General features: G+C 60.3%; 21 protein-coding genes. 6 read left to right on the top strand and 15 right to left on the bottom strand.

Annotated elements, in window-relative coordinates; genetic code table 11:
• Positions 1–120: 120 nt before the first annotated feature.
• The 8 genes from DBP26_RS09385 to ffh form a co-directional block, all read right to left on the bottom strand.
• Positions 121–1425 carry a homoserine dehydrogenase gene (locus tag DBP26_RS09385; protein WP_108237011.1) on the bottom strand — a complete coding sequence of 435 codons (1305 nt, stop codon included), beginning with the start codon at positions 1423–1425 and terminating at the stop codon, positions 121–123.
• 76 nt (positions 1426–1501) lie between these two features.
• On the bottom strand, positions 1502–2242 hold the full coding sequence (gene dsbC / locus DBP26_RS09380; RefSeq protein WP_108237010.1) for a bifunctional protein-disulfide isomerase/oxidoreductase DsbC: 741 nt from the start codon (positions 2240–2242) through the stop codon (positions 1502–1504).
• 166 nt (positions 2243–2408) lie between these two features.
• Positions 2409–3305, bottom strand: a complete 897-nt coding sequence (xerD, locus tag DBP26_RS09375; RefSeq protein ID WP_108237009.1) for a site-specific tyrosine recombinase XerD — start codon at positions 3303–3305, stop codon at positions 2409–2411.
• A 174-nt stretch (positions 3306–3479) separates the two neighbouring features.
• Positions 3480–3830: a 50S ribosomal protein L19 gene (rplS, locus tag DBP26_RS09370; protein ID WP_108237008.1), complete on the bottom strand. Its 351-nt coding sequence runs from the start codon at positions 3828–3830 to the stop codon at positions 3480–3482.
• Between the two features lie 43 nt (positions 3831–3873).
• Positions 3874–4626 (bottom strand): tRNA (guanosine(37)-N1)-methyltransferase TrmD, encoded by a 753-nt coding sequence (trmD, locus tag DBP26_RS09365; RefSeq protein ID WP_108237007.1) that lies wholly within the window; start codon positions 4624–4626, stop codon positions 3874–3876.
• A gap of 3 nt (positions 4627–4629) precedes the next feature.
• Positions 4630–5166: a ribosome maturation factor RimM gene (gene rimM / locus DBP26_RS09360; protein WP_108237006.1), complete on the bottom strand. Its 537-nt coding sequence runs from the start codon at positions 5164–5166 to the stop codon at positions 4630–4632.
• A gap of 5 nt (positions 5167–5171) precedes the next feature.
• Complete coding sequence (gene rpsP, locus DBP26_RS09355; RefSeq protein WP_108237005.1) at positions 5172–5423, bottom strand: 30S ribosomal protein S16; 252 nt, start codon at positions 5421–5423, stop codon at positions 5172–5174.
• A 246-nt stretch (positions 5424–5669) separates the two neighbouring features.
• Positions 5670–7049 carry a signal recognition particle protein gene (gene ffh / locus DBP26_RS09350; RefSeq protein ID WP_108237004.1) on the bottom strand — a complete coding sequence of 460 codons (1380 nt, stop codon included), beginning with the start codon at positions 7047–7049 and terminating at the stop codon, positions 5670–5672.
• 239 nt (positions 7050–7288) lie between these two features.
• Between ffh and ccsA the strand changes: the two genes are divergently transcribed.
• From ccsA to DBP26_RS09335, 3 genes are all read left to right on the top strand, one after another.
• The gene (ccsA, locus tag DBP26_RS09345; protein ID WP_108237003.1) at positions 7289–8101 is read left to right on the top strand and encodes a cytochrome c biogenesis protein CcsA; all 813 of its coding nucleotides are present in this window, start codon (positions 7289–7291) and stop codon (positions 8099–8101) included.
• A gap of 10 nt (positions 8102–8111) precedes the next feature.
• Entirely contained in the window at positions 8112–9350 is a 1239-nt protein-coding gene (locus tag DBP26_RS09340) for a CNNM domain-containing protein (protein ID WP_108237002.1), read from the top strand.
• Between the two features lie 299 nt (positions 9351–9649).
• Positions 9650–10969 carry an MFS transporter gene (locus DBP26_RS09335; RefSeq protein ID WP_108237001.1) on the top strand — a complete coding sequence of 440 codons (1320 nt, stop codon included), beginning with the start codon at positions 9650–9652 and terminating at the stop codon, positions 10967–10969.
• 90 nt (positions 10970–11059) lie between these two features.
• Here DBP26_RS09335 and purT read toward each other — a convergent pair whose 3' ends face one another.
• On the bottom strand, positions 11060–12241 hold the full coding sequence (purT, locus tag DBP26_RS09330; protein ID WP_108237000.1) for a formate-dependent phosphoribosylglycinamide formyltransferase: 1182 nt from the start codon (positions 12239–12241) through the stop codon (positions 11060–11062).
• 406 nt (positions 12242–12647) lie between these two features.
• Positions 12648–13295, bottom strand: a complete 648-nt coding sequence (locus DBP26_RS09325; RefSeq protein ID WP_108236999.1) for a TetR family transcriptional regulator — start codon at positions 13293–13295, stop codon at positions 12648–12650.
• 252 nt (positions 13296–13547) lie between these two features.
• On the opposite strand from DBP26_RS09325, the gene DBP26_RS09320 reads away from it, so the two are divergent.
• From DBP26_RS09320 to DBP26_RS09310, 3 genes are read left to right on the top strand one after another with little or no spacing between them, the layout of a single operon-like run.
• Positions 13548–14687 carry an efflux RND transporter periplasmic adaptor subunit gene (locus DBP26_RS09320; protein WP_108236998.1) on the top strand — a complete coding sequence of 380 codons (1140 nt, stop codon included), beginning with the start codon at positions 13548–13550 and terminating at the stop codon, positions 14685–14687.
• A 3-nt stretch (positions 14688–14690) separates the two neighbouring features.
• Positions 14691–17819, top strand: coding sequence for an efflux RND transporter permease subunit (locus DBP26_RS09315; RefSeq protein ID WP_108236997.1), 3129 nt, complete (start codon positions 14691–14693; stop codon positions 17817–17819).
• Positions 17816–19282, top strand: coding sequence for an AdeC/AdeK/OprM family multidrug efflux complex outer membrane factor (locus DBP26_RS09310; RefSeq protein ID WP_108236996.1), 1467 nt, complete (start codon positions 17816–17818; stop codon positions 19280–19282). Before DBP26_RS09315 ends, DBP26_RS09310 begins: the two co-directional genes overlap by 4 nt.
• 121 nt (positions 19283–19403) lie before the next feature.
• On the opposite strand, the gene pcaD is transcribed toward DBP26_RS09310, so the two are convergent.
• The 5 genes from pcaD to DBP26_RS09285 all read right to left on the bottom strand — a co-directional run bounded on the left by pcaD (position 19404) and on the right by DBP26_RS09285 (position 24587).
• Positions 19404–20192 carry a 3-oxoadipate enol-lactonase gene (gene pcaD / locus DBP26_RS09305; RefSeq protein WP_108236995.1) on the bottom strand — a complete coding sequence of 263 codons (789 nt, stop codon included), beginning with the start codon at positions 20190–20192 and terminating at the stop codon, positions 19404–19406.
• Positions 20193–20285: 93 nt separating this feature from the next.
• Positions 20286–21575 (bottom strand): MFS family transporter, encoded by a 1290-nt coding sequence (locus tag DBP26_RS09300; RefSeq protein WP_108236994.1) that lies wholly within the window; start codon positions 21573–21575, stop codon positions 20286–20288.
• Between the two features lie 176 nt (positions 21576–21751).
• The gene (gene pcaF, locus DBP26_RS09295) at positions 21752–22954 is read right to left on the bottom strand and encodes a 3-oxoadipyl-CoA thiolase (RefSeq protein ID WP_177411033.1); all 1203 of its coding nucleotides are present in this window, start codon (positions 22952–22954) and stop codon (positions 21752–21754) included.
• Complete coding sequence (locus DBP26_RS09290) at positions 22951–23733, bottom strand: CoA-transferase subunit beta (RefSeq protein WP_177411032.1); 783 nt, start codon at positions 23731–23733, stop codon at positions 22951–22953. The genes pcaF and DBP26_RS09290 overlap by 4 nt, the downstream gene beginning before the upstream one ends.
• Positions 23730–24587 (bottom strand): CoA transferase subunit A, encoded by an 858-nt coding sequence (locus tag DBP26_RS09285; protein WP_108236992.1) that lies wholly within the window; start codon positions 24585–24587, stop codon positions 23730–23732. Before DBP26_RS09285 ends, DBP26_RS09290 begins: the two co-directional genes overlap by 4 nt.
• Positions 24588–24611 lie beyond the last annotated feature (24 nt).

Here is a 24611-nt window from a genome sequence, read left to right as displayed (position 1 = left end):
GCAAGTTGCAAGCTGCAAGCAAAAGCGGTTTGCCTTTGCCTTCCAGCTCGCGGTTCGAAGCTCGCCGCGATGTGATTTTGCTCTTTCGTGCAGCTTTTAGCTTAAAGCGTGTCGCTGCTGTCAGTTCAGATGCTCGACACGGATGCGAACGACCGGACCCGCAACGCCTTCCAGGGCCTCGAGCGCCTGAATGGCATCGTTGATGCGCTGCTCGACCACGCGGTGGGTGAGCAGAATCATCGGCACCAGCCCATCTTGCTCTTCGACTTCCTTCTGCATGATCGACTCGATGTTGATCCCGCGCTCGGACAAGATGCTCGCCACTTGTGCCAGGACGCCTGGGTGATCCTTGGCTTGAATGCGCAAGTAGTAAGCGCTTTCGCACTCCTGGATCGGCAGGATCGGATGGGCCGACAGCGAATCAGGCTGGAACGCCAAGTGCGGCACGCGATTCTCCGGGTCAGTGGTCAGGGCACGCACCACATCCACCAGGTCGGCGACCACGGATGAGGCCGTGGGCTCCATGCCAGCGCCGGCACCGTAGAACAGCGTCGAACCGGCGGCGTCGCCATTGACCATGACGGCGTTCATGACGCCATTGACGTTGGCGATCAGGCGATCGGACGGGATCAGCGTCGGGTGGACCCGCAACTCGATGCCCGCCGGAGTGCTGCGTGCCACGCCCAGATGCTTGATGCGGTAGCCCAACGCTTCGGCGTAATTGACATCGGCAGTGGTCAGTTGGGTGATGCCTTCGGTGTAGGCCTTGTCGAACTGCAGTGGAATGCCGAACGCGATGGACGCCAGAATCGTCAGCTTGTGGGCCGCATCGATGCCTTCCACGTCGAACGTCGGATCGGCTTCGGCATAACCTAGCGCCTGCGCTTCGGCGAGCACGTCAGGAAACGTCCGACCCTTTTCGCGCATTTCGGTCAGGATGAAATTGCCTGTGCCGTTGATGATACCTGCCAACCAGTTGATGCGGTTGGCCGCCAGGCCTTCCCGAATCGCCTTGATTACCGGAATGCCCCCCGCCACGGCCGCTTCGAAGGCGACGATCACGCCTTTCTCCCGCGCTCGGGCGAAGATTTCATTACCGTGCACCGCGATCAGCGCCTTGTTGGCAGTGACCACGTGCTTGCCATTTTCTATGGCTTTTAGCACCAGCTCGCGCGCGACGGTGTAGCCGCCGATCAGCTCGATAACGATGTCGATGTCAGGATTGCTGGCCACTTCGAAAACATCGGTGGTGGTCGGGGTACCGGTAATCTGGCAATGGGGGTTTGGCGAACGCATGGCAATTTGCGCGACTTCGATTCCACGCCCGGCACGACGGGCGATCTCCTCGGCGTTACGCTTTAGCACATTGAAGGTACCGCCACCGACAGTACCCAGCCCACAGATGCCTACTTTGACCGGTTTCACTATGAACTCCCCGTAAAACGACCGGCGCGAGGCCGACCGTGGTAACAGCCGCATCACAGTGCGGCTCGCTGTTGAATTACTTGGCGCTCAACGCCAGCTTGGCCACTTGCGGGGCAGGTTGATAACCCGGAATCACCTGACCATCTGCCAGCACGATGGCGGGCGTACCGTTGACCCCGATGGACTGACCGATCTCGAACTGGCGGGTCACCGGGTTATCGCACTTGGGCGCACTGATGTTCTTGCCGTCGACCATGCGGTTCATCGCGTCGCGACGATCCTTGGAGCACCAGACAGCCTGCAGTTGCTCGTCGCCGGGCGAACCCAGGCCCTGGCGAGGGAACGCCACGTAGCGGACTTCGATCCCGCGCTTGTTCAACTCAGGCACCTCACCATGCAGCTTGTGGCAATACGGGCATGTGGTGTCGGTGAACACGGTAATGTGTGACTTGGTCTCGCCAACTGCCGGATAGACCACCATTTCCGCGGTGGGGATACCGTTGATGGTCTTCGAGATCGCCAGGCGCTCGACCTTTTCAGTGAGGTTGACGGGTTTTCCGCCCTGGATCTGGTAAAGGTTACCCTGCATGACGAATTGCCCGTCGGCGCTGGCGTAGAGCACTCGACCGCCCTTCAGGTTGACTTCATACAGCCCATTGAGCGGGCTGCTGGAGATGCTCTCCACCGGAATTTCCAGGTTCAGCGATTCCAGCGTCTTGCGGATGGCCTTGTCGGACGCTTCATCGGCGTGGGCGAACAGGCTGAAAGTACTGGCCAGCGCTACGACAGCAGCACCGATAAAACGAGTCACGCGCATGAAAACTCCTCGAGCGGTGGGCAGTTGGGCAGGCCCGAAAAGGTGGATACGGAGCCGTCACATCCTTTTCGAAGTGCCAATCTGCGAAACCGGCAAAGCCTATCACATTAGGCTCAAGAGGCCGACGCTGACTGACGTAAGACTCGTCGCAAATTCCTGCTGTCCACTACCCGCGAGGGTGATGCCTGGCGTGCAGTTCCTGCAGTCTTGCGCGGGCAATATGGGTGTAGATCTGTGTCGTCGACAGGTCACTGTGGCCGAGCAGCATCTGCACCACACGAAGGTCTGCCCCGTGGTTCAGCAAATGAGTGGCGAACGCGTGGCGCAGCGTGTGCGGGGAGAGGCTTTTGCCGATGCCGGCCACCTTGGCCTGCAGCTTGATGCGATGCCAGAACGTTTGCCGGGTCATCTGTTCACCCCGCATGCTGGGGAACAGCACATCGCTGGGACGACCGCCGAGCAACTCCTGACGGGCGTCACGCAAATACCGCTCGACCCAGACGATGGCCTCTTCCCCCATAGGCACCAGGCGCTCCTTGCTGCCCTTGCCCATGATGCGCAGGACGCCCTGGCGCAGGTTGACCTGCTCGAGCGTCAGACTGACCAACTCGGTCACACGCAGGCCACAGGCATAGAGCACCTCCAGCATTGCCCGGTCGCGTTGACCGATGGCCTCGCTCAAATCGGGGGCCGCGAGCAACGCCTCGACATCGGCTTCGGACAAGGATTTGGGCAACGGCTTACCAAGTTGCGGCATGTCCACTTGCAGTGTCGGGTCCACCGAAATGAGCTTCTCACGCAGCAGATAGCGGTAAAACCCTCGCACCCCGGAAAGGAAACGTGCGGACGAACGCGCCTTGTAGCCGTTATCCACACGCCAGGCCAAGTGATCGAAGATCACCTCCCGCCCCACCTCCATCACATCGACACCTCGCTCCTGCAACCAACCGTTGAATAACGCCAGGTCACTGCGGTACGAGTCGCGGGTATTGTCCGAGAGACCCTTTTCTAGCCACAGGGCATCGAGGAAACGGTCGATCATGGGGTGGTCTAGGGCAGGCATGGAGTCAGACTTGAGCGAACGAAAACGTGGAGCAGTTTTTCACATCCACCCCCGCATGACAAAATTGTCGAGCCGAACGATTTTGGCGAACCCCCTCTGCGCCAACTGTCACTTTTCGCCGGCCATAAAAAAAGCAGCCCGAAGGCTGCTCCTTTCTGCACCGAAGAACTGGAATCAAGACAGTTTTTCTTTGATGCGTGCTGCTTTACCCGACAGGTCGCGCAGGTAGTACAGCTTGGCTTTACGGACGTCACCGCGACGCTTGACCGCCATGCTGTCGATGGTCGGGCTGTAGGTCTGGAAAGTACGCTCAACGCCAACACCGTTGGAGATCTTGCGAACAGTGAAAGCACTGTTGATGCCGCGGTTGCGCTTGGCGATGACAACGCCTTCGAACGCCTGCAGACGGGAACGGTCACCTTCCTTTACCTTCACCTGAACGACGATGGTGTCGCCCGGGGCAAAAGGAGGGATTTCTTTGCTCATCTGCTCTGCTTCGAGGGCCAGAATGATTTTGTTCGTCATGTTGTGCTCCTAAGGTAAATCAGTCGGATCTACCATCGATACGTTAACTATCGTCCCGCTCACGGAGGTATTCCGCCAGCAGCTTGTTCTCTTCTCCAGAAAGCGAGCGCCTTTCCAGAAGATCGGCTCGTCGTTCGTAGGTCCTACCAAGGGACTGCTGCAAACGCCAACGCCGGATATGTGCGTGATTGCCACTGAGCAATACGTCGGGTACACGCTGATCCGCATACACCTCAGGTCGGGTGTAGTGCGGGCAATCGAGCAGACCATCCGTGAAGGAATCTTCCTCCGCGGAGTCCGCATGCCCTAAAGCTCCGGGCAGCAGCCGTGTAACCGCATCGATCAGGACCATGGCCGGCAGCTCGCCGCCAGACAACACGTAATCCCCTATCGACCACTCTTCATCGACATGAGCCTCAATAAAGCGCTCGTCAATGCCTTCATAACGACCGGCAATCAGAATCAGTGCTTCTTCCTTTGCCAGCTCGCGTACCGCATCTTGTTCCAGCTTGCGGCCTTGTGGCGACAGGTAAATCACCTTCGCCGCATCCCCTGCTGCCTGCCTGGCATGAACCAGAGCGTCTTCCAGAGGCTTGATCTTCATCACCATGCCCGGACCACCGCCGAAGGGGCGATCGTCCACCGTGTGATGCCGATCCGTGGTGTAGTCCCGCGGATTCCAACAGGTCAGCTGCAAAAGCTCCTGTTTTACCGCACGACTGGTAATGCCGTAGTCGCTGATGGCGGAAAACATCTCGGGAAACAGCGTGATGACTTCTATGCGCAGGCTGGCCATTGCTCAGAAATCCGCGTCCCAATCCACCTTCATCTCGCCTGCAACCAGATCGACTGCCAACACGCATTGCTCCGTATAGGGCAACAGGCGTTCACGATCATCCAGACTGCCTGCGCAGGGCTTGACCACCATGACATCGTTCGAACCGGTTTCCAGGAGGTGATCGATTTTCCCGAGCAGTTGCCCAAGATGGTCGATGACCTTGAGGCCGACAAGCTGGTACCAGTAGTACTCGCCGTCGTCCAGCCCCGGTAGCAGGTGGCTTGGCACGCAGATCTCGTAACCGGCGAGAAGACGGGCTTCTTCGCGATCATCCAGACCCTTGAGCTTCGCGACCAGGAACTTGTCGCTCCCGCGCCCGCTGACCAGCTCAACCTGTTTCACACTCCCTTCGCGCTTGAGCGTCCAGGTTTTGTACTTCAACAGGTTTTCAGTCGGATCGGTAAAGGAATACACCTTCACTTCTCCACGCACGCCATGTACCGAATAGATCTTGCCGATGACGATCAGATCGTCGGCAGATGCTGGCGTCGCGCTCATATCGCTCAGGCCGCAGCCTTCGCAGCTTCCTTCAACAGCTGAGCAACGCGCTCAGAAGGTTGTGCACCAACGCTCAGCCAGTAGTTGGCACGCTCTTGGTTCACGGACAGACGGATTTCCTGACCACGGGCGACCGGGTTGAAGAAACCGATTTGCTCTTTGTGCGAACCGTCGCGTGGGTTACGGCTGTCGGTCACAGTCAGGTGGTAGAACGGGCGCTTCTTGGAGCCGCCAAGGGCCAGACGGATTGTTAGCATTGAACAAAGTTCCTGTTAGTGTGCTGCAAATCTAAAGTGCACGAACGGGCACGGGGTGCCCGAAAGGCCGCATATTCTAAGGAATATCCGGACGTTTGCAAATGACTTTTTCCGGCGCAAGGCCCTGAGCCATCCACATCCGTGATAGGAGCCATCGTTTCGACGGCCTGTATGCCTGCGTGGGCAGACCTGAGGGAGGCGATCCCAAAGAAGCGGGCACGGACGAACGGTACGCGCCCAAGCCGATCAAAGGCGAGGCATGCCACCGCCACCGGGCATCATCCCGCCCAGTCCGCGCATCATTTTCGCCATGCCACCCTTGGTGGAGAATTTCTTCATCATCTTCTGCATCTGCTTGTGCTGTTTGATCAGACGTCCGATGTCCTGCACCTGCGTGCCGGAACCCATTGCGATGCGGCGCTTGCGCGAACCGCTGATCAGGTCGGGATCGCGGCGTTCAGCCGGGGTCATCGAGTTGATGATGGCTTCCATCTGTTTGAACTGTTTTTCTGCAGCGTTCTGCGCGTTGCCCATTTGCGACAGATTGACGCCGCCAATGCTCGGCAACTTATCCATCAGGCCACCCAGGCCACCCATGTTCTTCATCTGCTGCAACTGGTCGCGGAAGTCTTCGAGGTCAAAGCCCTTCCCTTTCTTCAGTTTCTTGGCGAGCTTGTCGGCCTTTTCCTTGTCGAGGGTCTGCTCGGCCTGCTCGATCAGGCTGAGGACGTCGCCCATGCCCAGAATGCGCGAGGCGATTCGGTCCGGGTGGAAAGGCTCGAGTGCCTCGCTTTTCTCGCCCATACCGATGAACTTGATCGGTTTGCCAGTGATGGCACGAACGGAAAGCGCGGCGCCGCCACGGGCATCACCGTCGACCTTGGTCAGAATCACGCCTGTCAGCGGCAACGCGTCGCCGAACGCTTTCGCCGTATTGGCGGCGTCCTGACCGGTCATGGCGTCGACCACGAACAGCGTTTCGGCGGGCTTGACCGCTGCGTGAAGGGCCTGGATCTCGCTCATCATCTCGGCGTCGACGTGCAAGCGACCGGCGGTGTCGAGGATCACGACATCGATGAACTTGAGCCTGGCTTCCTTGATGGCCGCTTCGGCAATGGCCACTGGCTTCTGGCTGATGTCGGACGGGAAGAAGGTCACGCCGATGTCGTTGGCCAGGGTTTCCAGTTGCTTGATCGCGGCAGGGCGGTACACGTCTGCCGACACCACCATCACGCTTTTCTTCTTGCGCTCCTTAAGGAACTTCGCCAGCTTGCCCGCGGTGGTGGTCTTGCCCGCCCCCTGCAGACCCGCCATCAGCACCACGGCCGGCGGCGCCACGTTGAGCGAAAGCTCCTCGTTGGCAGCGCCCATCATCTCTTCCAGTTCGGCCTGGACGATTTTCACGAACGCCTGACCCGGCGTCAGGCTGCGGGAGACTTCGGTGCCGACCGCTCGCTCCTTGATGCGATTGACGAAGTCTTTGACGACCGGCAAGGCAACGTCGGCTTCGAGCAGTGCCATACGCACTTCACGCAGCGTGTCCTTGATGTTGTCTTCGGTCAGCTTGGCTTTGCCGGTGACCTGGCGCAGCGTCTGTGAAAGACGTTCTGTCAGATTTTCAAACATGCGTGATCCTTTGAGTTCGCGGCGAACCCCAGTGGGTGCGGCCCTGTTCTCCGGCCACCGCTCGATGCGATGCTTATATAAGGAAGGAACAGCGCTCGACAAGGCGTTGGCGTGAGCAGGTCGCGGATTATAGCGGAGAGTCCGACGCGCGGACACCATGACGTCGGCTTGCGTGGTCTTTCGTGCTACGCCGATTCTATGCCACACTCAGCGGCTTTCGGGCCCGCCCATCAGGATCTATGTTCCCCTTGTCACCCAGTCTGCCGTTCAGCCTCGCCGCCGCCGTCCTCTATGCCGCTGCGACTCTTTATCAAGGTATTCGTCTGCGCCAGGGCAGGAAGGCCGACAAGTGGCTTTTGTGCCTGATCGGGACGCTGGCGGTCGCTTGCCAGGCCAGTGCGCTGTTCAGCCAGCTAGTACGGCCGATCGGCCTGGGGCTGGATTTCTTCAGCGCGGCGAGCCTGATCGCAGTGGCGGTGATCATCGTCACCATGCTGGCGTGCATCCGCATCCCTGTGGAAATTCTCCTCGTACTGCTCTTCCCATTGGGCCTGCTGACCACCCTGATGGCACAGTTCGCGCCTGCCGGTACGCTGCAGCCGATCGTCGGCGAGCAGGGCCTTATCGGCCATATCCTGCTGTCGATCCTGGCTTACGGCATGTTCACCATCGCGGTGTTTCAGGCACTGCTGCTGCTGGTGCAAGACCGCCAGCTCAAGAACAAGCACCCCTCCGGGCTGATCCGTAGCTTCCCGCCCCTGCAAACCATGGAAAGCCTGCTGTTCGGGTTCTTGTGGGCGGGCTGGACGCTGTTGTCGATGTCGCTGATCTCCGGGTGGCTGTTCGTCGAGAACCTTTTCGCACAACATCTTGTGCACAAGACGCTGCTGTCGATCCTCGCCTGGATCGTATTCAGCGTCCTGCTATGGGGCCGCACGCGTCTGGGCTGGCGGGGTCACAAAGCAATCCGCTGGACGCTCGGCGGCTTCCTGCTGCTGATGCTGGCCTATTTCGGCAGCAAACTGGTCCGCGAATACATCTTGCATATCTGACAGGCCGACCATGGAAAACCTGCCCACCGGCACGTTGCTCGCGCTGCTTGCTCTGCTCACTCTGTGGTCAGCGCTGTTCAGCGCCGTCGAAGCGGCTCATCACAACCTGCGCGCGGCCCGCATCAATCCTCGCTCGACCGAGCCGCCCAAGCCGGTTCTCGCCTTTAACTTCAACAGCCTGGTGTTGGGCAACACCCTGCTTAAAACCCTCATCACCGTTCTGGCAACGGTGCTGGCGATCGGTCAGTGGTATGTCCATGGCCCGCTACTCGCCTGGATCCTCGTCGCCAGTCTGCTGGTGATCGTCACCGAATTCATTCCCCGCAAACTCGCCGCCCGGCGTCCCGAGGCGATTCTTCTGTTGGGTAACAACGTTCTGCGCATCCCGATGCACGTGCTGCGCCCCCTCACGTGGCTGTACAAGAACCTCGCCAAACTGGTACTGCGCCCTTTCCTTTCCAAGCGCCGCCCCGATACGGCCGCCGATGACGACGACATGGGCACGGTGGTCTATCAGGACAACGAAAGCCAGTTCGGCCGCTCCCGTGTTCTGTCCGGCATTCATGCGCTGGACAGCATGACGGTCAACGACATCCTGGTTCCACGCAGCGAAGTGGACGGCATCAATCTCGATGAGACGATCGAAGAAATCACCGACAAGCTGATCATCTCGCGGCATACCCGTTTGCCCGTCTACCACAACGACATCAATCAGGTCGAAGGCGTGCTCAACACCCGGATGATCAGCCATCTCCTGCCACGGGGACAATTGACCAAGGAAGCGTTGATCGCTGCCTGCTACGAACCTTATTTCGTCCCGGAGAGCACACCGTTGCAGCTGCAACTGTTGAACTTCCACAAGCAACAGCGACGCATGGGCGTGGTGGTGGACGAATACGGTGAAGTTCAGGGCATCGTCAGTCTCGAAGACATTCTGGAGGAGATTGTCGGCGAATTCGAAAGCGAGCAGACCCTGGACAATCCGCACATCCACCCGCAGCCCGATGGGCGCCTGGTGGTCGAGGGCGCAGCCTCGATTCGAGACCTGAACAAGAGCCTGGGCTGGCACCTGCCCGCTGACGGCCCGAAAACCCTCAACGGCCTGATCACCGAAGCGCTGGAAACGATTCCTGACAGCTCGGTGTGCTTGAAGATCGGCCCGTACCGCCTGGAAACCCTCGAAACCGAGGACAACCGCGTCACCCGCGTACTGATGTGGCAGAACAGCCGGACCAAAGACGTGATCTGAAGCGCATCCAGCACTTTGAAACACTTGTTTCCACGCAGATGCCCTTCCTATAATCGAACCGCTTACCCAGCCCCGCCGACCCGCGTGCTACCCGCACCAGGCGTAAGTCGGCCAGTCACTCAGCCTGACGTCTTCACGCGACGCCTCTGGCGCACGCTCCCATCCCGAGCAATCGCCCCTCCCGCATCCGGGCTAGTCTGTTCAGCGCTGTACCCAACAATAATTAATGATGATCGCCCCCAGCGCGCAGGCCCCTTCTCTGCCTGCTGACAGGCGACATGACTGCCAGGGATACTCGCATGACCAGTACCTCCACCTATCCGTCCAGCGATGAGAGTGCGCGGCCGGCCAACTCCGCCGCGCGCGTCGCCACAGCCAGCTTCATCGGCACCGCCATCGAGTTCTACGACTTCTACGTTTATGCCACGGCCGCCGCGCTGGTGATCGGACCGGTGTTCTTTCCACAGACCTCCAGCACGGCGCAGATGCTGTCGGCGTTTCTGACGTTCGGTATCGCGTTTCTCGCTCGCCCGCTGGGCTCGCTGCTGTTCGGCCACTTCGGCGACCGCATTGGTCGCAAATCGACACTGGTGGCGTCTTTGCTGCTGATGGGCATTTGCACCACTTTGATCGGCGTGTTGCCCGGTTATGACGCCATTGGATCGTGGGCGCCGATCTTGCTGTGCGTGCTGCGTTTCGGCCAGGGCCTGGGGCTTGGGGGTGAGTGGGGTGGCGCAGCGTTACTGGCTACCGAAAACGCCCCCAAAGGCAAACGCGCCTGGTTTGGCATGTTTCCGCAACTGGGCCCTTCGATCGGTTTCCTGGCGGCCAACGGCCTGTTTCTCACGCTGGCCATGACGCTGAACGACGAACAATTCCGCACCTGGGGCTGGCGAATTCCGTTTCTTCTCAGCGCAGTGCTGGTGGTAATCGGTCTGTACGTGCGTCTCAAGCTGGAAGAGACGCCGATCTTCGCAAAGGCCATTGCGCGTCACGAGCAGGTGAAGATGCCGATCGCAGAACTGTTCTCGCATTACTGGGCACCGGTACTGCTGGGCGCGGCTTCGATGGTGGTGTGCTACGCGCTGTTCTACATCTCGACGGTGTTCTCGCTCAGTTACGGGGTCAAGAGCCTGGGCTACAGCCGCGAATCCTTCCTTGCCATGCTGTGCTTTGCCGTGCTGTTCATGGCGCTGGCGACGCCGCTGTCCGCCTGGGCCAGCGATCGCTTCGGACGCAAGCCGGTGCTGATTATCGGCGGCGTGCTGGCGGTCCTCTCGGGTTTCCTGATGCAGCCACTGCTGACCCATGGCACGACCTGGGCCGTGACGCTGTTCCTGTCCATCGAGCTGTTCCTGATGGGCGTCACCTTTGCCCCGATGGGGGCGATGCTGCCTGAGTTGTTTCCAACACGCGTACGTTATACGGGCGCATCAGCGGCCTATAACATCGGAGGCATCGTGGGTGCCTCGGTGGCACCCTTCTTCGCTCAGCAACTGGTGGAGATGGGCGGCTTGAGTTGGGTCGGCGGATACGTCTCTGCCGCTGCGTTGCTGAGCCTGATCGCCGTGCTCTGCCTGAAAGAAACCCGGCACGCCGATCTCGATAAGATCGCCTGACACGCGCTCGCGTGGCCGGGTCACGCTCGGACACGCGAATGCCCACGAAAAACGGCGCCTGAGAGGCGCCGTTTTCATCAGCCGTGAAGCTTATACCTGCACTTTCACAGCCATCGAGGCGCGTGTTGCCTTGCGACGAGCGGCGTCGATGGACTCATCCCGCGCCAAGGCCACACCCATGCGGCGCTGGCCATTGACTTCAGGCTTGCCGAAAAGCCGCAGCGCGGTGTCGGGTTCCTTGAGGGCTTCTTCAAGGTTGGCGAAAGCCGTCTGGGTCGATTGACCCTCGACCAGAATCACCGCCGAAGCCGAAGGGCCGAACTGTCGAATGGATGGAATCGGCAGCCCGAGGATGGCGCGGGCATGCAAGGCGAACTGCGACAGGTCTTGAGAGATGAGGGTCACCAGACCGGTGTCATGTGGACGAGGCGACACTTCGCTGAACCACACTTGATCGCCCTTGATGAAGAGCTCGACGCCGAAAAGACCGCTCCCTCCCAACTCGCCGGTCACCGCCTTGGCCACGCGCTCGGCCTCTGCCAGCGCCGCGGGGCTCATGGCCTGCGGCTGCCAGGACTCCTGATAGTCGCCCTTTTCCTGACGGTGACCGATCGGCGCACAGAATGTAGTTCCCCCTTTGTGACGCACCGTCAGCAGCGTGATCTCGTAATCGAAATCGATGGCGCCTTCGATGATCACCCGGCCTTTGCCCGCTCGCCCGCCCTCTTGGGCGTAATCCCAGGCCTTTTGGACATCCGCTTCCGTTTTCAGAAGGCTTTGCCCCTTGCCTGACGAACTCATCACAGGCTTGACGAAGCAGGGAAAGCCCAGATCTTCGACCGCTTTACGGTAGTCTTCGAAGGTGTCGGCGAAATGATAGGGCGACGTCGGCAAGTCCAGCGTTTCGGCGGCCAGGCGGCGAATGCCTTCGCGGTTCATGGTCAACTGAGCGGCGCGCGCCGTTGGGATGACGGTGAAACCTTCGGACTCCAGCTCCACGAGGGTCGCGGTGGCGATCGCCTCGATTTCCGGCACGATGTAGTGCGGCTTTTCGGCCTCGATCACCGCGCGCAGCGCTGCCCCATCGAGCATGTTGATCACATGGCTGCGGTGTGCGACCTGCATGGCTGGCGCGTTGGCATAGCGGTCGACGGCGATGACTTCAACGCCCAGACGTTGCAGTTCGATCACCACTTCCTTGCCAAGCTCGCCGCAACCGCAGAGCAAAACGCGGGTCGCGGTCGGCGACAATGGAGTTCCGATTTGGGTCATCTCAGGTCCTCGTGGAGCAGATATCGAGGGCAGCCCGCCACAGGCGAGCAACCGCAGGGGAGAAAGGCGCGCAATTTACCATGAAGCCAGCATGGAGGGGGACGGACGGCTGACGACCTGACACCAGCACGCCCCCTTTTCTCGCACCCGACGGGTCGCACGGGCGCCATGCCCGAAGCAGGCGAACGGGCGAAACGGCACCCGCCACATTGGCAGAGAACCTCGGCCTCGCCTGTCGGGTGGCTGAACACGGCTCGGGATTTGCGTAAAGGCTAGGTAAACCGACTGTTCAACAGCAACGCTTCGCTATATAGATGCAGGTCAGGCACCACACAGTTATAGTCGGTCACTCGGGACGGCGCAGCCGATCCTTTGAAAGAGTGGCTGCACCCGTGAGAGGAGGCGCTCACCGGCGCGCGGTCGGGTCTCTCAAAGCGGGGCTGAAACGGAGCATGTCCAGAACGGTATCGACCAGGCGTTCAGCCTCCTCGTGCAACGAGAAGCTTTCGGGCACCAGTAACCACTGGCCCAGAATGCCGTGTATATAAGCATGCAGACAGATCGCCGCTCGCCGCGGGTTCAGGTCGGCAGGCAACTGCCCCTGTCGCGAGGCGTTGCTCAAGGCCAGGGCGATACGCTCATTGGCATCGAGCCAGACGAATTGGCGCTGGCGGCGCATGTCGCACATTTCATCGGTGAATTCGAATTTATGATAGAGAATTTCATTGATGCGGCGGGTTCTCGGGTCCGTAGCAACTTGTTGAAACAAATGAATCAAAAGTTTACGCGTCCAGCCGAGCGGGTCTATTTCGTCCGCGCTTTCACTGGCGCGCGCCATCGCTTCCAGCGGCTCATGCAAGCTGTCGAGCATCGCCTGCACCAGATCGGCCTTGTTGCTAAAGTGCCAGTAGATGGCCCCGCGGGTTACGCCCGCCAAGGTCGCTATGTCCGCCAGCGTGGTACGGGCGACACCCCGCTCGAGAAACGCCTGTTCGGCCGCTTCCAGAATCTGCCTGCGCGTTTCCTGAGCTTCTTCTTTGGTGCGACGAACCATGGCAGTAAAACCTCAATGAAGATGCGTCAGGCGCTGCGGTCCGCAGGCCCGAACAGCGTAGCGGGCGGCCTTTGTAATGCCTTGTCCCGTGCGAGCGATCGATTCCCGAAACGCGATCATACGTCGCGGTTACAGGTGTTTACAAACAGCCGTGAACGTAAGTATATTCATTAGCTTGCTACTTATCCAGCCGGAAAAGCATCCATACCCTTTCCACTTTTCATGAGCCCTGCTCCTGACCCGAGGATCTTCATGCAATTCAAGCCAGCTGTTACCGTACTGGTCACTGCCGCCGCTCTGGCATCGCTGCTCAGTGGATGCAGTAAAAAGGAAGAAGCCACGGCGGCGACTCCTCCGCCTCCTCAGGTCGGCGTCGTGACCATCCAGCCCCAACCTTACACCCTGATCTCGGACTTGCCAGGCCGCACCACCGCCTATCGGGTGGCTGAAGTGCGCCCTCAGGTCAACGGCATCATTCTCAAGCGGCTGTTCACTGAGGGCACCGACGTCAAGGCCGGTCAACAGCTGTATCAGATCGACCCTGCCATCTATGAGGCGAACCTCAACAGCGCCAAGGCCACCTATGATGCGACCAGTTCGCTGGCTGGGCGGTACAAGCAATTGATCAACGAACAGGCCGTCAGTCGTCAGGAGTACGACACCGCCGTGGGCAACGCGCGCGAAGCTCAGGCCGCCGTGCAGACGGCTGAGATCAATCTGCGCTACACCAAGGTGTACGCGCCGATTTCCGGCCGCATCGGTCGCTCACTGGTCACCGAAGGTGCGCTGGTCAGCAATGGTCAGGCCGACGCGATGGCCACCATCCAGCAACTCGATCCGATCTATGTGGACGTCATCCAGTCCTCGACCGAGATGCTGCGCCTGCGCCGCGAACTGGAAAGCGGCAAGCTGCAAAAGGCCGGTGAAAACGCCGCCAAGGTCAAGTTGACCCTGGAGGACAACAGCCAGTATCCGGTAGACGGCAAGCTGGAATTCTCCGAGGTGTCCGTCGACCAGACCACAGGGTCTGTCACCCTGCGCGCCGTGTTCCCCAACCCGAACCACACTTTGCTGCCCGGCATGTTCGTACACGCCCGCCTGCAGGCCGGTGTCAACGAGCAGGCGATCCTGGTGCCGCAACAGGGCGTGACCCGCGACCTCAAAGGTACCCCGACCGCACTGGTGGTCAATCAGGACAACAAGGTCGAGCAGCGCACGCTGGTCGCCAACCGCACCAGCGGCACCGACTGGGTCGTCGAGAAGGGCTTGAACCCGGGTGATCGCGTCATCACCGAAGGCCTGCAATACGTCAAACCGGGCGCGCAAGTGAAGGTCGCCGAAGCGACCAACGTCAAGGCAGCCGCGCCGGCCCCTGCGCAAGGGAGTAACTGATTCATGTCGAAGTTTTTCATCGACCGACCGATTTTCGCGTGGGTCATCGCCCTCGTGATCATGCTGGTTGGGGCTCTTTCGATCCTCAATCTGCCGATCAACCAGTACCCCGCCATCGCGCCGCCCGCCATCGCCATTCAGGTGACCTACCCTGGCGCGTCCGCACAGACCGTGCAGGACACCGTGGTTCAGGTGATCGAGCAGCAGATGAACGGCATCGACAATCTGCGCTATATCTCTTCGGAGAGTAACTCTGATGGCAGCATGACCATCACGGTGACGTTCAACCAGGGGACCAACCCCGATATTGCGCAAGTGCAGGTGCAGAACAAGCTCAACCTCGCAACCCCGCTTCTGCCTCAAGAGGTGCAGCAACAGGGCTTGCGGGTGACCAAGGCGGTGAAAAACTTCCTCCTGGTGATCGGTCTGGTCTCCGAAGACGGCAGCATGGCCAAGGAAGACTTGTCCAACTACATCGTTTCCAATATTCAGGACCAGATTGCGCGGACCCCGGGTGTCGGGGACTTCCAGGTGTTCGGTTCGCAGTACGCGATGCGGATCTGGCTTGATCCGGACAAGCTGAACAACTACCAGTTGACCCCTGTGGATGTGAAATCGGCGATCACCGCGCAGAACGTTCAGGTCTCCTCGGGTCAGATCGGCGGCCTGCCTGCGGTCAAGGGCCAGCAGCTCAATGCGACGATCATCGGCAAGACGCGCCTGCAGACCGCCGAGCAGTTCGGCAACATCCTGCTCAAGGTCAACCAGGACGGCTCGCAGGTTCGCCTCAAAGACGTGGCAACCATCGGTCTGGGCGGCGAGAACTACAGCGTCGACGCGCAGTTCAACGGCAAGCCGGCCTCGGGCCTGGCGATCAAGCTGGCGACCGGTGCGAACGCGCTGGACACCTCTAAAGCCATCCGCGCCACCATGGATCGCCTCGAGCCTTTCTTCCCGCCAGGGATGAAGGTCGTTTATCCCTATGACACCACCCCGGTGGTAAAAGAATCGATCAACGGCGTCGTGCACACCCTGGGCGAAGCGATCGTCCTGGTGTTCCTGGTGATGTACCTGTTCCTGCAAAACTTCCGCGCTACCGTCATCACCACGATGACCGTGCCCGTAGTATTGCTGGGTACGTTCGGCATCCTCGCGGCCGCCGGTTTTACCATAAACACCCTCACCATGTTCGGCATGGTGCTGGCCATCGGCTTGTTGGTGGACGACGCCATCGTCGTGGTGGAGAACGTCGAGCGGGTCATGGCCGAGGAGCACTTGTCGCCCCGTGAAGCCACGCGCAAATCGATGGAGCAGATCCAGGGCGCGCTGGTCGGTATCGCCATGGTGCTGTCGGCGGTGTTGCTGCCCATGGCGTTCTTCGGCGGTTCCACCGGTGTGATCTATCGCCAGTTCTCGATCACCGTCGTCTCGGCCATGGCGCTCTCGGTACTGGTTGCTCTGGTGTTCACACCGGCGCTTTGCGCCACCATGCTCAAGCCAATCGACCCCGAGAAACACGGCCAGCCGCGCAAAGGGTTCTTTGGCTGGTTCAACCGAACGTTCGACCGCAGCGTCCAGAGCTACGAGCGGGGCGTCGGCCATGTGATCCGCCACAAATTCCCCGCGTTCCTCGCTTATCTGTTGATCTTCGCAGGCATGATCTGGATGTTCACACGCATCCCGACGGCGTTCCTCCCCGAAGAAGACCAGGGCGTGATTTTCGCCCAGGTGCAGACCCCACCGGGTTCCACCGCCGAGCGAACCCAGCAGACGCTGGACAAGATGCGCGAGTACCTGCTGACCGATCCAGGCGTGAACTCGGTGTTCACCGTCAACGGCTTCAACTTCGCCGGTCGTGGTCAGAGCTCGGGCCTGGGCTTCGTCATGCTCAAATCATGGGAAGAACGGGATTCGTCCAACAGCGTGTTCGAAGTCGCCAAGCGTGCACAGGCGCACTTCTTCGGCTTCCGTGACGCGATGTCCTTCGCCGTCGTTCCACCCGCGGTACTGGAGCTGGGTAACGCCACCGGTTTCGACCTCTATCTGCAGGACCAAGGGGGCGTTGGCCATGAAAAGCTGATGCAGGCGCGTAACCAACTGCTTGGTCTGGCGTCGCAAAGCAAGATCCTGGCGGGGGTGCGTCCGAACGGACTGACAGACGAACCGCAGTACCAACTGCTGATCGATGACGAGAAAGCCCGCGCCCTCGGCGTGACCCAGTCGGACATCAACACCACGCTATCGGTCGCGATGGGCGGTAACTACGTCAATGACTTCATCGACCGCGGTCGAGTGAAGAAGGTGTACATCATGGGGACGCCGAAGTCCCGTATGAGCCCTGAAGACTTGAAAAAATGGTACGTGCGTAACGCCAGCGGCACCATGGTTCCGTTCGATGCCTTCGCCAGCGGCGAGTGGATCTACGGTTCGCCAAAACTGTCGCGCTACAACGGCGTTCCAGCTGAGGAAATTCTCGGTACGCCGGCACCGGGCTACAGTACCGGCCAAGCCATGGCCGAGATCGAGCGCCTGGCGCAGCAATTGCCGCAGGGCATCGGTTACTCGTGGACGGGGCTGTCGTTCGAAGAACGCCTGTCCGGCTCGCAAGCGCCGGCGTTGTACGCGATATCGGTGCTGGTGGTTTTCCTCTGCCTTGCGGCACTGTATGAAAGCTGGTCGATTCCGATTGCCGTTCTGCTCGTGGTACCACTGGGGGTCATCGGTGCGTTGATGGCGACCAGCCTGCGCGGGCTGTCCAACGACGTGTTCTTCCAGGTGGGCCTGTTGGTAACGGTGGGCCTGGCAGCGAAGAACGCCATTCTGATCGTCGAGTTCGCCAAGGAATTGCATGAACAGGGCAAATCGCTGCTCGACGCGGCGGTGGAAGCCTGTCGCATGCGTCTGCGCCCGATCGTGATGACTTCGATGGCATTCATTCTCGGTGTCGTACCCCTGACCATTTCCAGCGGCGCGGGCTCGGGCAGCCAGCATTCGATCGGTACAGGCGTGATCGGCGGTATGATTACCGCGACCATTCTGGCGATCTTCTGGGTACCGTTGTTCTTCGTATCGATCTCCGGTTTGTTCAAGAGCAAACAGAAACACATCCCACACGATGAGGCTGGCCAATGAGCAAGTCCCTGATCTCTCTGGCAGTGACCGCGATCGTCTTGAGCGGCTGCTCGTTGATCCCTGATTACCAGCAACCCGCGGCACCGGTAGCTGCGCAATACCCGCAAGGCCCGGCGTACTCGCCGGCCGAAGCGGCCAATCAGGCTGCGGCCGAACAAGGCTGGCGTCAGTTTTTCCATGACCCGGCGCTGCAGCAACTGATCCAGACCGCCCTGAGCAACAACCGCGACCTGCGTGTCGCGGCGCTGAACATCGACGCTTACCGGGCGCAGTACCGCATCCAGCGTGCGGACCTGTTCCCGGCCGTGGCGGCCGACGCGTCCGGCACCCGTCAGCGGGTTCCGGGCGACCTGTCGCAGACAGGCCAAGCGGGGATCACCAGCCAGTATTCGGTTGGCCTGGGTGTCAGCGCCTATGAGCTGGACCTGTTCGGCCGGGTGCGCAGCCTGAGTGAGCAAGCGCTGGAAACCTACTTCGCCAGCGAAGAAGCCCGCCGCAGCACGCAGATCAGTCTGGTGGCCAACGTGGCCAATGCCTACCTGACCTGGCAAGCCGACAAGGAACTGCTGAAGCTGACCCAGGACACCCTCGGTGCTTTCGAAGAAAGCTTCCGTCTCACTTCACGCAGCAGCGAAGTCGGCGTGGCGTCGGCGCTGGATCTGGCACAGTCGCGTACGTCCGTCGAAAGCGCCCGCGTCAAGCTGGCGCAGTATCAGCGCCTGGTCGCTCAGGACGAAAACAACCTGGTGCTGTTGCTAGGCACCGGGCTGCCGGCCAACCTGCCTGCACCGCAACCGTTGAGCGCTGACATGCTCAACGAAATGCCCGCAGGGCTACCGTCGGAACTGCTGCAACGTCGTCCGGATATCCTCCAGGCCGAACACAGCCTGAAAGCGGCCAATGCCAACATTGGTGCAGCGCGGGCAGCGTTCTTCCCGAGCATCAGCCTGACCGCCAGCGCAGGCACGGCGAGCAGTGACTTGAGCGGGCTGTTCAAGGGCGGTTCGGGCACCTGGCTGTTCCAGCCGCAGATCAACCTGCCGATCTTCAATGCGGGCAGCCTGCGTGCCAGCCTGGATTATTCGAAGATCCAGAAGGACATCGGCGTCGCCAACTATGAGAAGGCGATTCAAACCGCCTTCCAGGAAGTCTCCGACGGCCTGGCGGCGCGCAAGACCTTCACCGATCAGTTGAAAGCCCAGTCTGACTTCGTCAATGCCAACCAGGATTACTACCGGTTGGCAGAGCGCCGCTATCGGATCGGTATCGACAGCAACCTGACCTTCCTCGACGCCCAGCGTCAGTTGTTCAGCGCGCAGCAATCCCTGATCACCGATCGTCTGTCGCAACTGAGCAGCGAGGTCAATCTCTACCGCGCCCTGGGTGGCGGCTGGTATGAGCGGACACCGACCGGGGAGCGAAAGCCCACCTCGGGTGACGTACCGCCCATGCGGATGTTCTGACCTGAAGGCCTAAAAAAACCACCGAAAGGTGGTTTTTTTGTCCCTCGTTGGCGCTCAATCCTTCGTGCCTTGACGACACTGCAGCTGACGTAGGCTGCAGCACCACCGATCCCTCACCCTCTCAGCTCAGCAAGAACTCCGTCACGCGCAAGGTGAAGACTTCACCCAACTCGACGCTGGAAAGGTGTGCAGCATAGAAATCGGACAATTGCGAACCCTGTATGTGGTTCTGCAAATAGTGCCCATCCGCGACGGTGGCCACCGAGTCATGGCTGCCGCACACGATCAAGGTCGGGGCGGTGATGGAGGTCACCTGCTTGCGAAAATCCGCATCGCGCACCGCCGCGCAGCATGCGGCATAACCCAGGGGCGACGTCGCGGCGAGTACGTCAAGCAGAGGCGCCACCCGGTCCGCATGCTCACGCGCGAAGTCCGGCGTAAACCAGCGCTCAACGGCACCGGCGCCTAGCGCCTTCATCGCCTGTTCGCCCCCCTTCTCTACCATCTCGATACGGGGCCCCCAGATATCCGGGCCACCGATCTTCGCGGCGGTGTTGCACAGGATCAGTTTGTGCAGACGCTCATTGGCATGAACACCCAACCATTGGCCAATCAGTCCCCCCATCGACAATCCGCAGAAATGAGCCTTCTCGATCTTCAATGTGTCGAGCAACGTCAACACGTCGCGACCCAACTGTTCGATGGTGTAAGGGCCTTGAGTGACGAGAGATTCGCCATGGCCCCGGGTGTCGTACCGCACCACGCGGAACGATTTGCTGAGCGAAGCCACCTGCGCATCCCACATATGCAGATCGGTGCCGAGCGAATGGGACAGCACCAACACTGGCGCGCTTGCAGGGCCTTGAATCTGATAATGCAATTCGCCGTCTTGCAATTTTACGAATGCCATGACAACTCCCTTGGACTGAGCACTTTGCGAGAACTTCAGCTCCACAGTATGGAGCACGCGCGCCCGTTCGCGGGCGCGCGAGACGAACGTGGATCAGTGGTCTTCGTGCAGGTATTCCGGCTTTTTCGGCAGGCGCAGGCTGAAGAGAAAGGCAATCGCCATCATCGCCGTGACATACCAATAGAAGGTGTTCTCTGACCCCATGTTCTTGAAGCTCAGGGCAACGAACTCCGCAGAACCGCCGAAGATGGCGTTGGCCACGGCATAGGCAAGGCCCACACCCAAGGCGCGGACATGAACCGGGAACATTTCAGCTTTCACCAGGCCGCTGATCGAGGTGTAGAAGCTGACGATGGCCAGTGCCAAAGTGATCAGCAAGAAGGCGACAAGCGGGCTGGTGGTGGTTTTGAGGGTCAGCAGGATCGGAAAGGTGCACAGCGTCCCCAGACCGGCAAACCATAGCATCGAGGCGCGGCGCCCGATCTTGTCCGCCAGCGCGCCGAACACCGGCTGCATGCACATGTACAGAAAGAGTGCGCCGGTCATGATGAAGCTGGCGGTCTTGGCGTCCATGTGCACGGTGTTCACCAGGTACTTCTGCATGTAGGTGGTGAATGTATAGAAAATCAGCGAGCCGCCCGCGGTGTACCCCAGTACCGTGATGAACGCACCCGTGTGGTTGCGAAACAAAGCGCCGATGCTACCGGCGTCCTTGTCCTGACGAACCTCGGCGGTGGTGGTTTCTTTCAGCGACCGACGCAGCAACAACGAGATGACCGCCGCGATGGCGCCCACCACGAAAGGAATCCGCCAACCGTAGGCTTTCAATTCATCGGCATTGAGAAATTGCTGCAGGATGACCACAGTCAGCACCGCCAGCAATTGGCCGCCAATCAGGGTCACATACTGAAACGAAGCAAAGAAACCGCGCTGCCCCCGCAAGGCGACTTCACTCATGTAGGTGGCCGTCGTGCCGTATTCCCCTCCCACCGACAAGCCCTGAAACAGGCGCGCGACGAGTAACAGGAACGGTGCCCAGGCGCCGATCGCGGCATAGGTCGGCAAGCAGGCGATGACCAGCGAGCCGCCACACATCATCAATACCGAGATCATCATGGAGTTCTTGCGGCCATGCTTGTCGGCGACCCGCCCAAACAGCCAGCCCCCGATAGGACGCATCAAAAAGCCCGCAGCGAATACCCCGGCGGTGTTGAGCAGTTGCACCGTTGGGTCATCGGACGGGAAGAAAGCGGGCGCGAAATAGATGGCACAGAAGGCATAGACATAGAAGTCGAACCATTCCACCAGGTTGCCTGAGGAGGCACCTACAATCGCGAAAATCCGTTTGCTCCTTTCTTCTCCGGTGTAGTGAGTCGTTGTCATTATTGTTTCCCCAATATTTTTATAAAGACCAGCAAGAAGGGTGAGTCTACGACATAACCTGAAACACTTAGACTTAAGCAGTAACACTTAGACATCACAAGGACAACCGCCCAAGCCACGAGTTGCCTTTTCGTGGAGGCGACCATGGGCTCGGGCGGCTGGCAGGCGCCGGTCGTTTACCGCTCGATCGCCAGGGCAAGGCCCTGCCCTACACCGACGCACAGGGTGACCAAGCCTTTGCTGCCGCCGGTATTTTCCAAGTGGTGCAAGGCCGTCAGCACCAGGCGCGCTCCGCTCATCCCCAGCGGGTGCCCCAGCGAAATGGCGCCGCCGTTCGGGTTGACCCTGGGCGAATCGTCGGCGATGCCCAAGGCCCGCAGGACGGCCAGGCCCTGGCTGGCGAATGCTTCGTTGAGCTCGATGACGTCGAAATCCTCTACCGCCAGCCCCAGGCGTTCGACCAATCTGCGAACCGCCGGGACGGGGCCTATGCCCATCACACGAGGCTCGACACCGGCGCTTGCCATCCCCAGAACTCGGGCGCGCGGCGTCAGGCCGTGTTTTTTGACCGCTTCTGCCGACGCCAGAATCAACGCTACCGCGCCATCGTTCAGCCCTGCGGCGTTGCCTGCGGTGACGGTTTTACCCGCCCCGTTGACCGGTTTGAGCTTGCTCAGTGCCTCTAGACTGGTATCGGCGCGGGGGTGTTCGTCCTTATCAACCAACACTTCGCCTTTTTTATGGGCGATGCGCACCGGCACGATCTCTTCGGCGAAGTAACCGTTCGCTTGAGCCGCCGCCGTACGCTGTTGGCTGCGCAACGCGAACGCGTCCTGATCTTCACGGGAGACGTTGAAATCTTCGGCGACGTTGTCACCCGTCTGCGGCATGGTTTCGACGCCGTACTGCTTCTCCATCAGCGGGTTGACGAAACGCCAGCCCAAGGTGGTGTCTTCCAGTTTCTGACCACGACCGAATGCAGCTTCCGCCTTGCCCATCACAAACGGCGCACGGGACATCGACTCCACGCCTCCGGCAATCGCCAGGTCCATCTCGCCGCAGGCGATGGCGCGAAACGCTGTGCCGACCGCGTCCAGCCCGGAGGCGCACAGGCGATTCAGCGTCACGCCCGGAACGGTCTCCGGCAGGCCCGCCAATAGCAGCGCCATGCGGGCCACATTGCGATTGTCCTCGCCGGACTGGTTGGCGCAGCCAAGAAACACCTCGTCGACTTCCTTCCAGTTCACCGAGGGGTTGCGCGCCATCAGCGCCTTGATCGGCAACGCGGCCAAGTCGTCGGCGCGCACAGTGGCCAATGCGCCGCCGAAGCGGCCAATGGGGGTGCGAATCGCGTCGCAGATGAACACTTCACGCATCACGCTTCTCCCGGGGCCTGGCCGTGAGCGGCAGCGGTTCGCGCTTCCAGGTCACGCAAGGCAGACAGTTCATATTCACTGGGGGCTTCGGACATCGAGACCTGCTCGGCGAACCGCACTTCCCAGCCAGTGGCTTCAATCACTTGCTCGCGCGTGACGCCTGGGTGCAGCGTGGTGACGACGAACTCATGGGTGCCCGGCTCCGGCTCCATGATGCACAAGTCGGTGATGATCCCGACCGGCCCGGCCCCCGGCAGCCCCAGGCGCTTGCGCGAATCGCCGCCTTCGCCATGGCCAACGGAAGTGACGAAGTCCAGTGTGCTGACGAAGGTGCGAGGCGATTGCTTCAAAATGATCAGAACCTCTTTGGCCGACCCGGCAATCTCCGGCGCCCCCCCTGCTCCCGGCAGCCGCACTTTGGGCTGGTGGTAGTCGCCTACCACGGTGGTATTGATATTGCCGAAGCGATCGACCTGGGCGGCCCCCAAAAAGCCGACATCGACCCGACCGCCTTGCAGCCAGTACCTGAAGATTTCACTGGTCGACACCACGGTATCCGCGGTTTCAGCCAGTTCGCCGTCGCCAATCGACAGCGGCAGTACGTCTGGCTTGGCGCCAATCGGGCCCGATTCATAGATCAAGACGACGTCGGGTGACGAGGTCAGTCGCGCGAGGTTGGCGGCTTTGGAAGGTAACCCGATACCGACGAAGCAGACCGCCCCGTTTCTCAGGCGGCGCGCTGCAGCCACGGTCATCATTTCACTGGTGGTGTAAGTCATCATTTCGCCTCCGAAGCGCGGGCCAGCTTGCTCTGGAATTCAGTGAAATCACGGGTGCCATGAATGTACTCGTCGATCCAGGCGCCGAAGGCCTCGCGGTCCCGCGCGATGGGGTCCCATTCTTGATAAAAGCGATTGTCGCGCTCGTAATAGCCATGGGCGTAAGAAGGATGCGCCCCCCCGGGTACCACGCAAACCGCGCTCAGCGCCCAGGTCGGCAATACACAGGCGTTCATAGGCGCATCGAGACAATCGACGATCTCTTCGACGGTCACGATGCAACGCCTGGCGGAGAGTGCCGCCTCTTTCTGGACCCCCAGAATGCCCCACAGCAGCACGTTGCCCTTGCGATCGGCTTTCTGAGCATGAATTACGGTTACGTCGGGGCGAACGGACGGTACGGCGGCGAGCACTTCGCCAGTGAAGGGGCACGTCACGGACTTGATCAGCGGATTCACCTTGGGCAAATCGGACCCGGCATAGGCGCGCAGCACTGCAAAAGGCAACCCCGAGGCGCCGGCGACGTATGCATTGGCGAGGTCCGCGTGGCTGTGTTCCTCGATCTCAATGGGCTGCGGCCATTGCTTCTCTACGGCGTCACGCAAGCGATGCAGCGAACCCACGCCCGGATTCCCTCCCCACGAGAAGATCAGCTTCTTCGCGCAGCCCGCGCCAATCAATTGGTCGTAGATCAAGTCGGGGGTCATCCTGACCAGCGTCAGGTCTTTCTTTCTTTGACGGATGATTTCATGGCCTGCGGCCGTCGGAATCAGATGGGTAAAGCCTTCAAGTGCAACGGTGTCACCGTCGTTGACACATCGCTTCACAGCATCGTGCAGGGAAAGAATCTCAGCCATGGGGCTCTCCAGTATCACATCGCG

This window comes from Pseudomonas sp. RIT409, assembly GCF_003052515.2.
Classification (GTDB): Bacteria; Pseudomonadota; Gammaproteobacteria; order Pseudomonadales; family Pseudomonadaceae; genus Aquipseudomonas.
The sequence above is the reverse complement of the archived record's forward strand: the minus strand, read 5'-3'. Positions and strand labels throughout refer to the sequence as shown.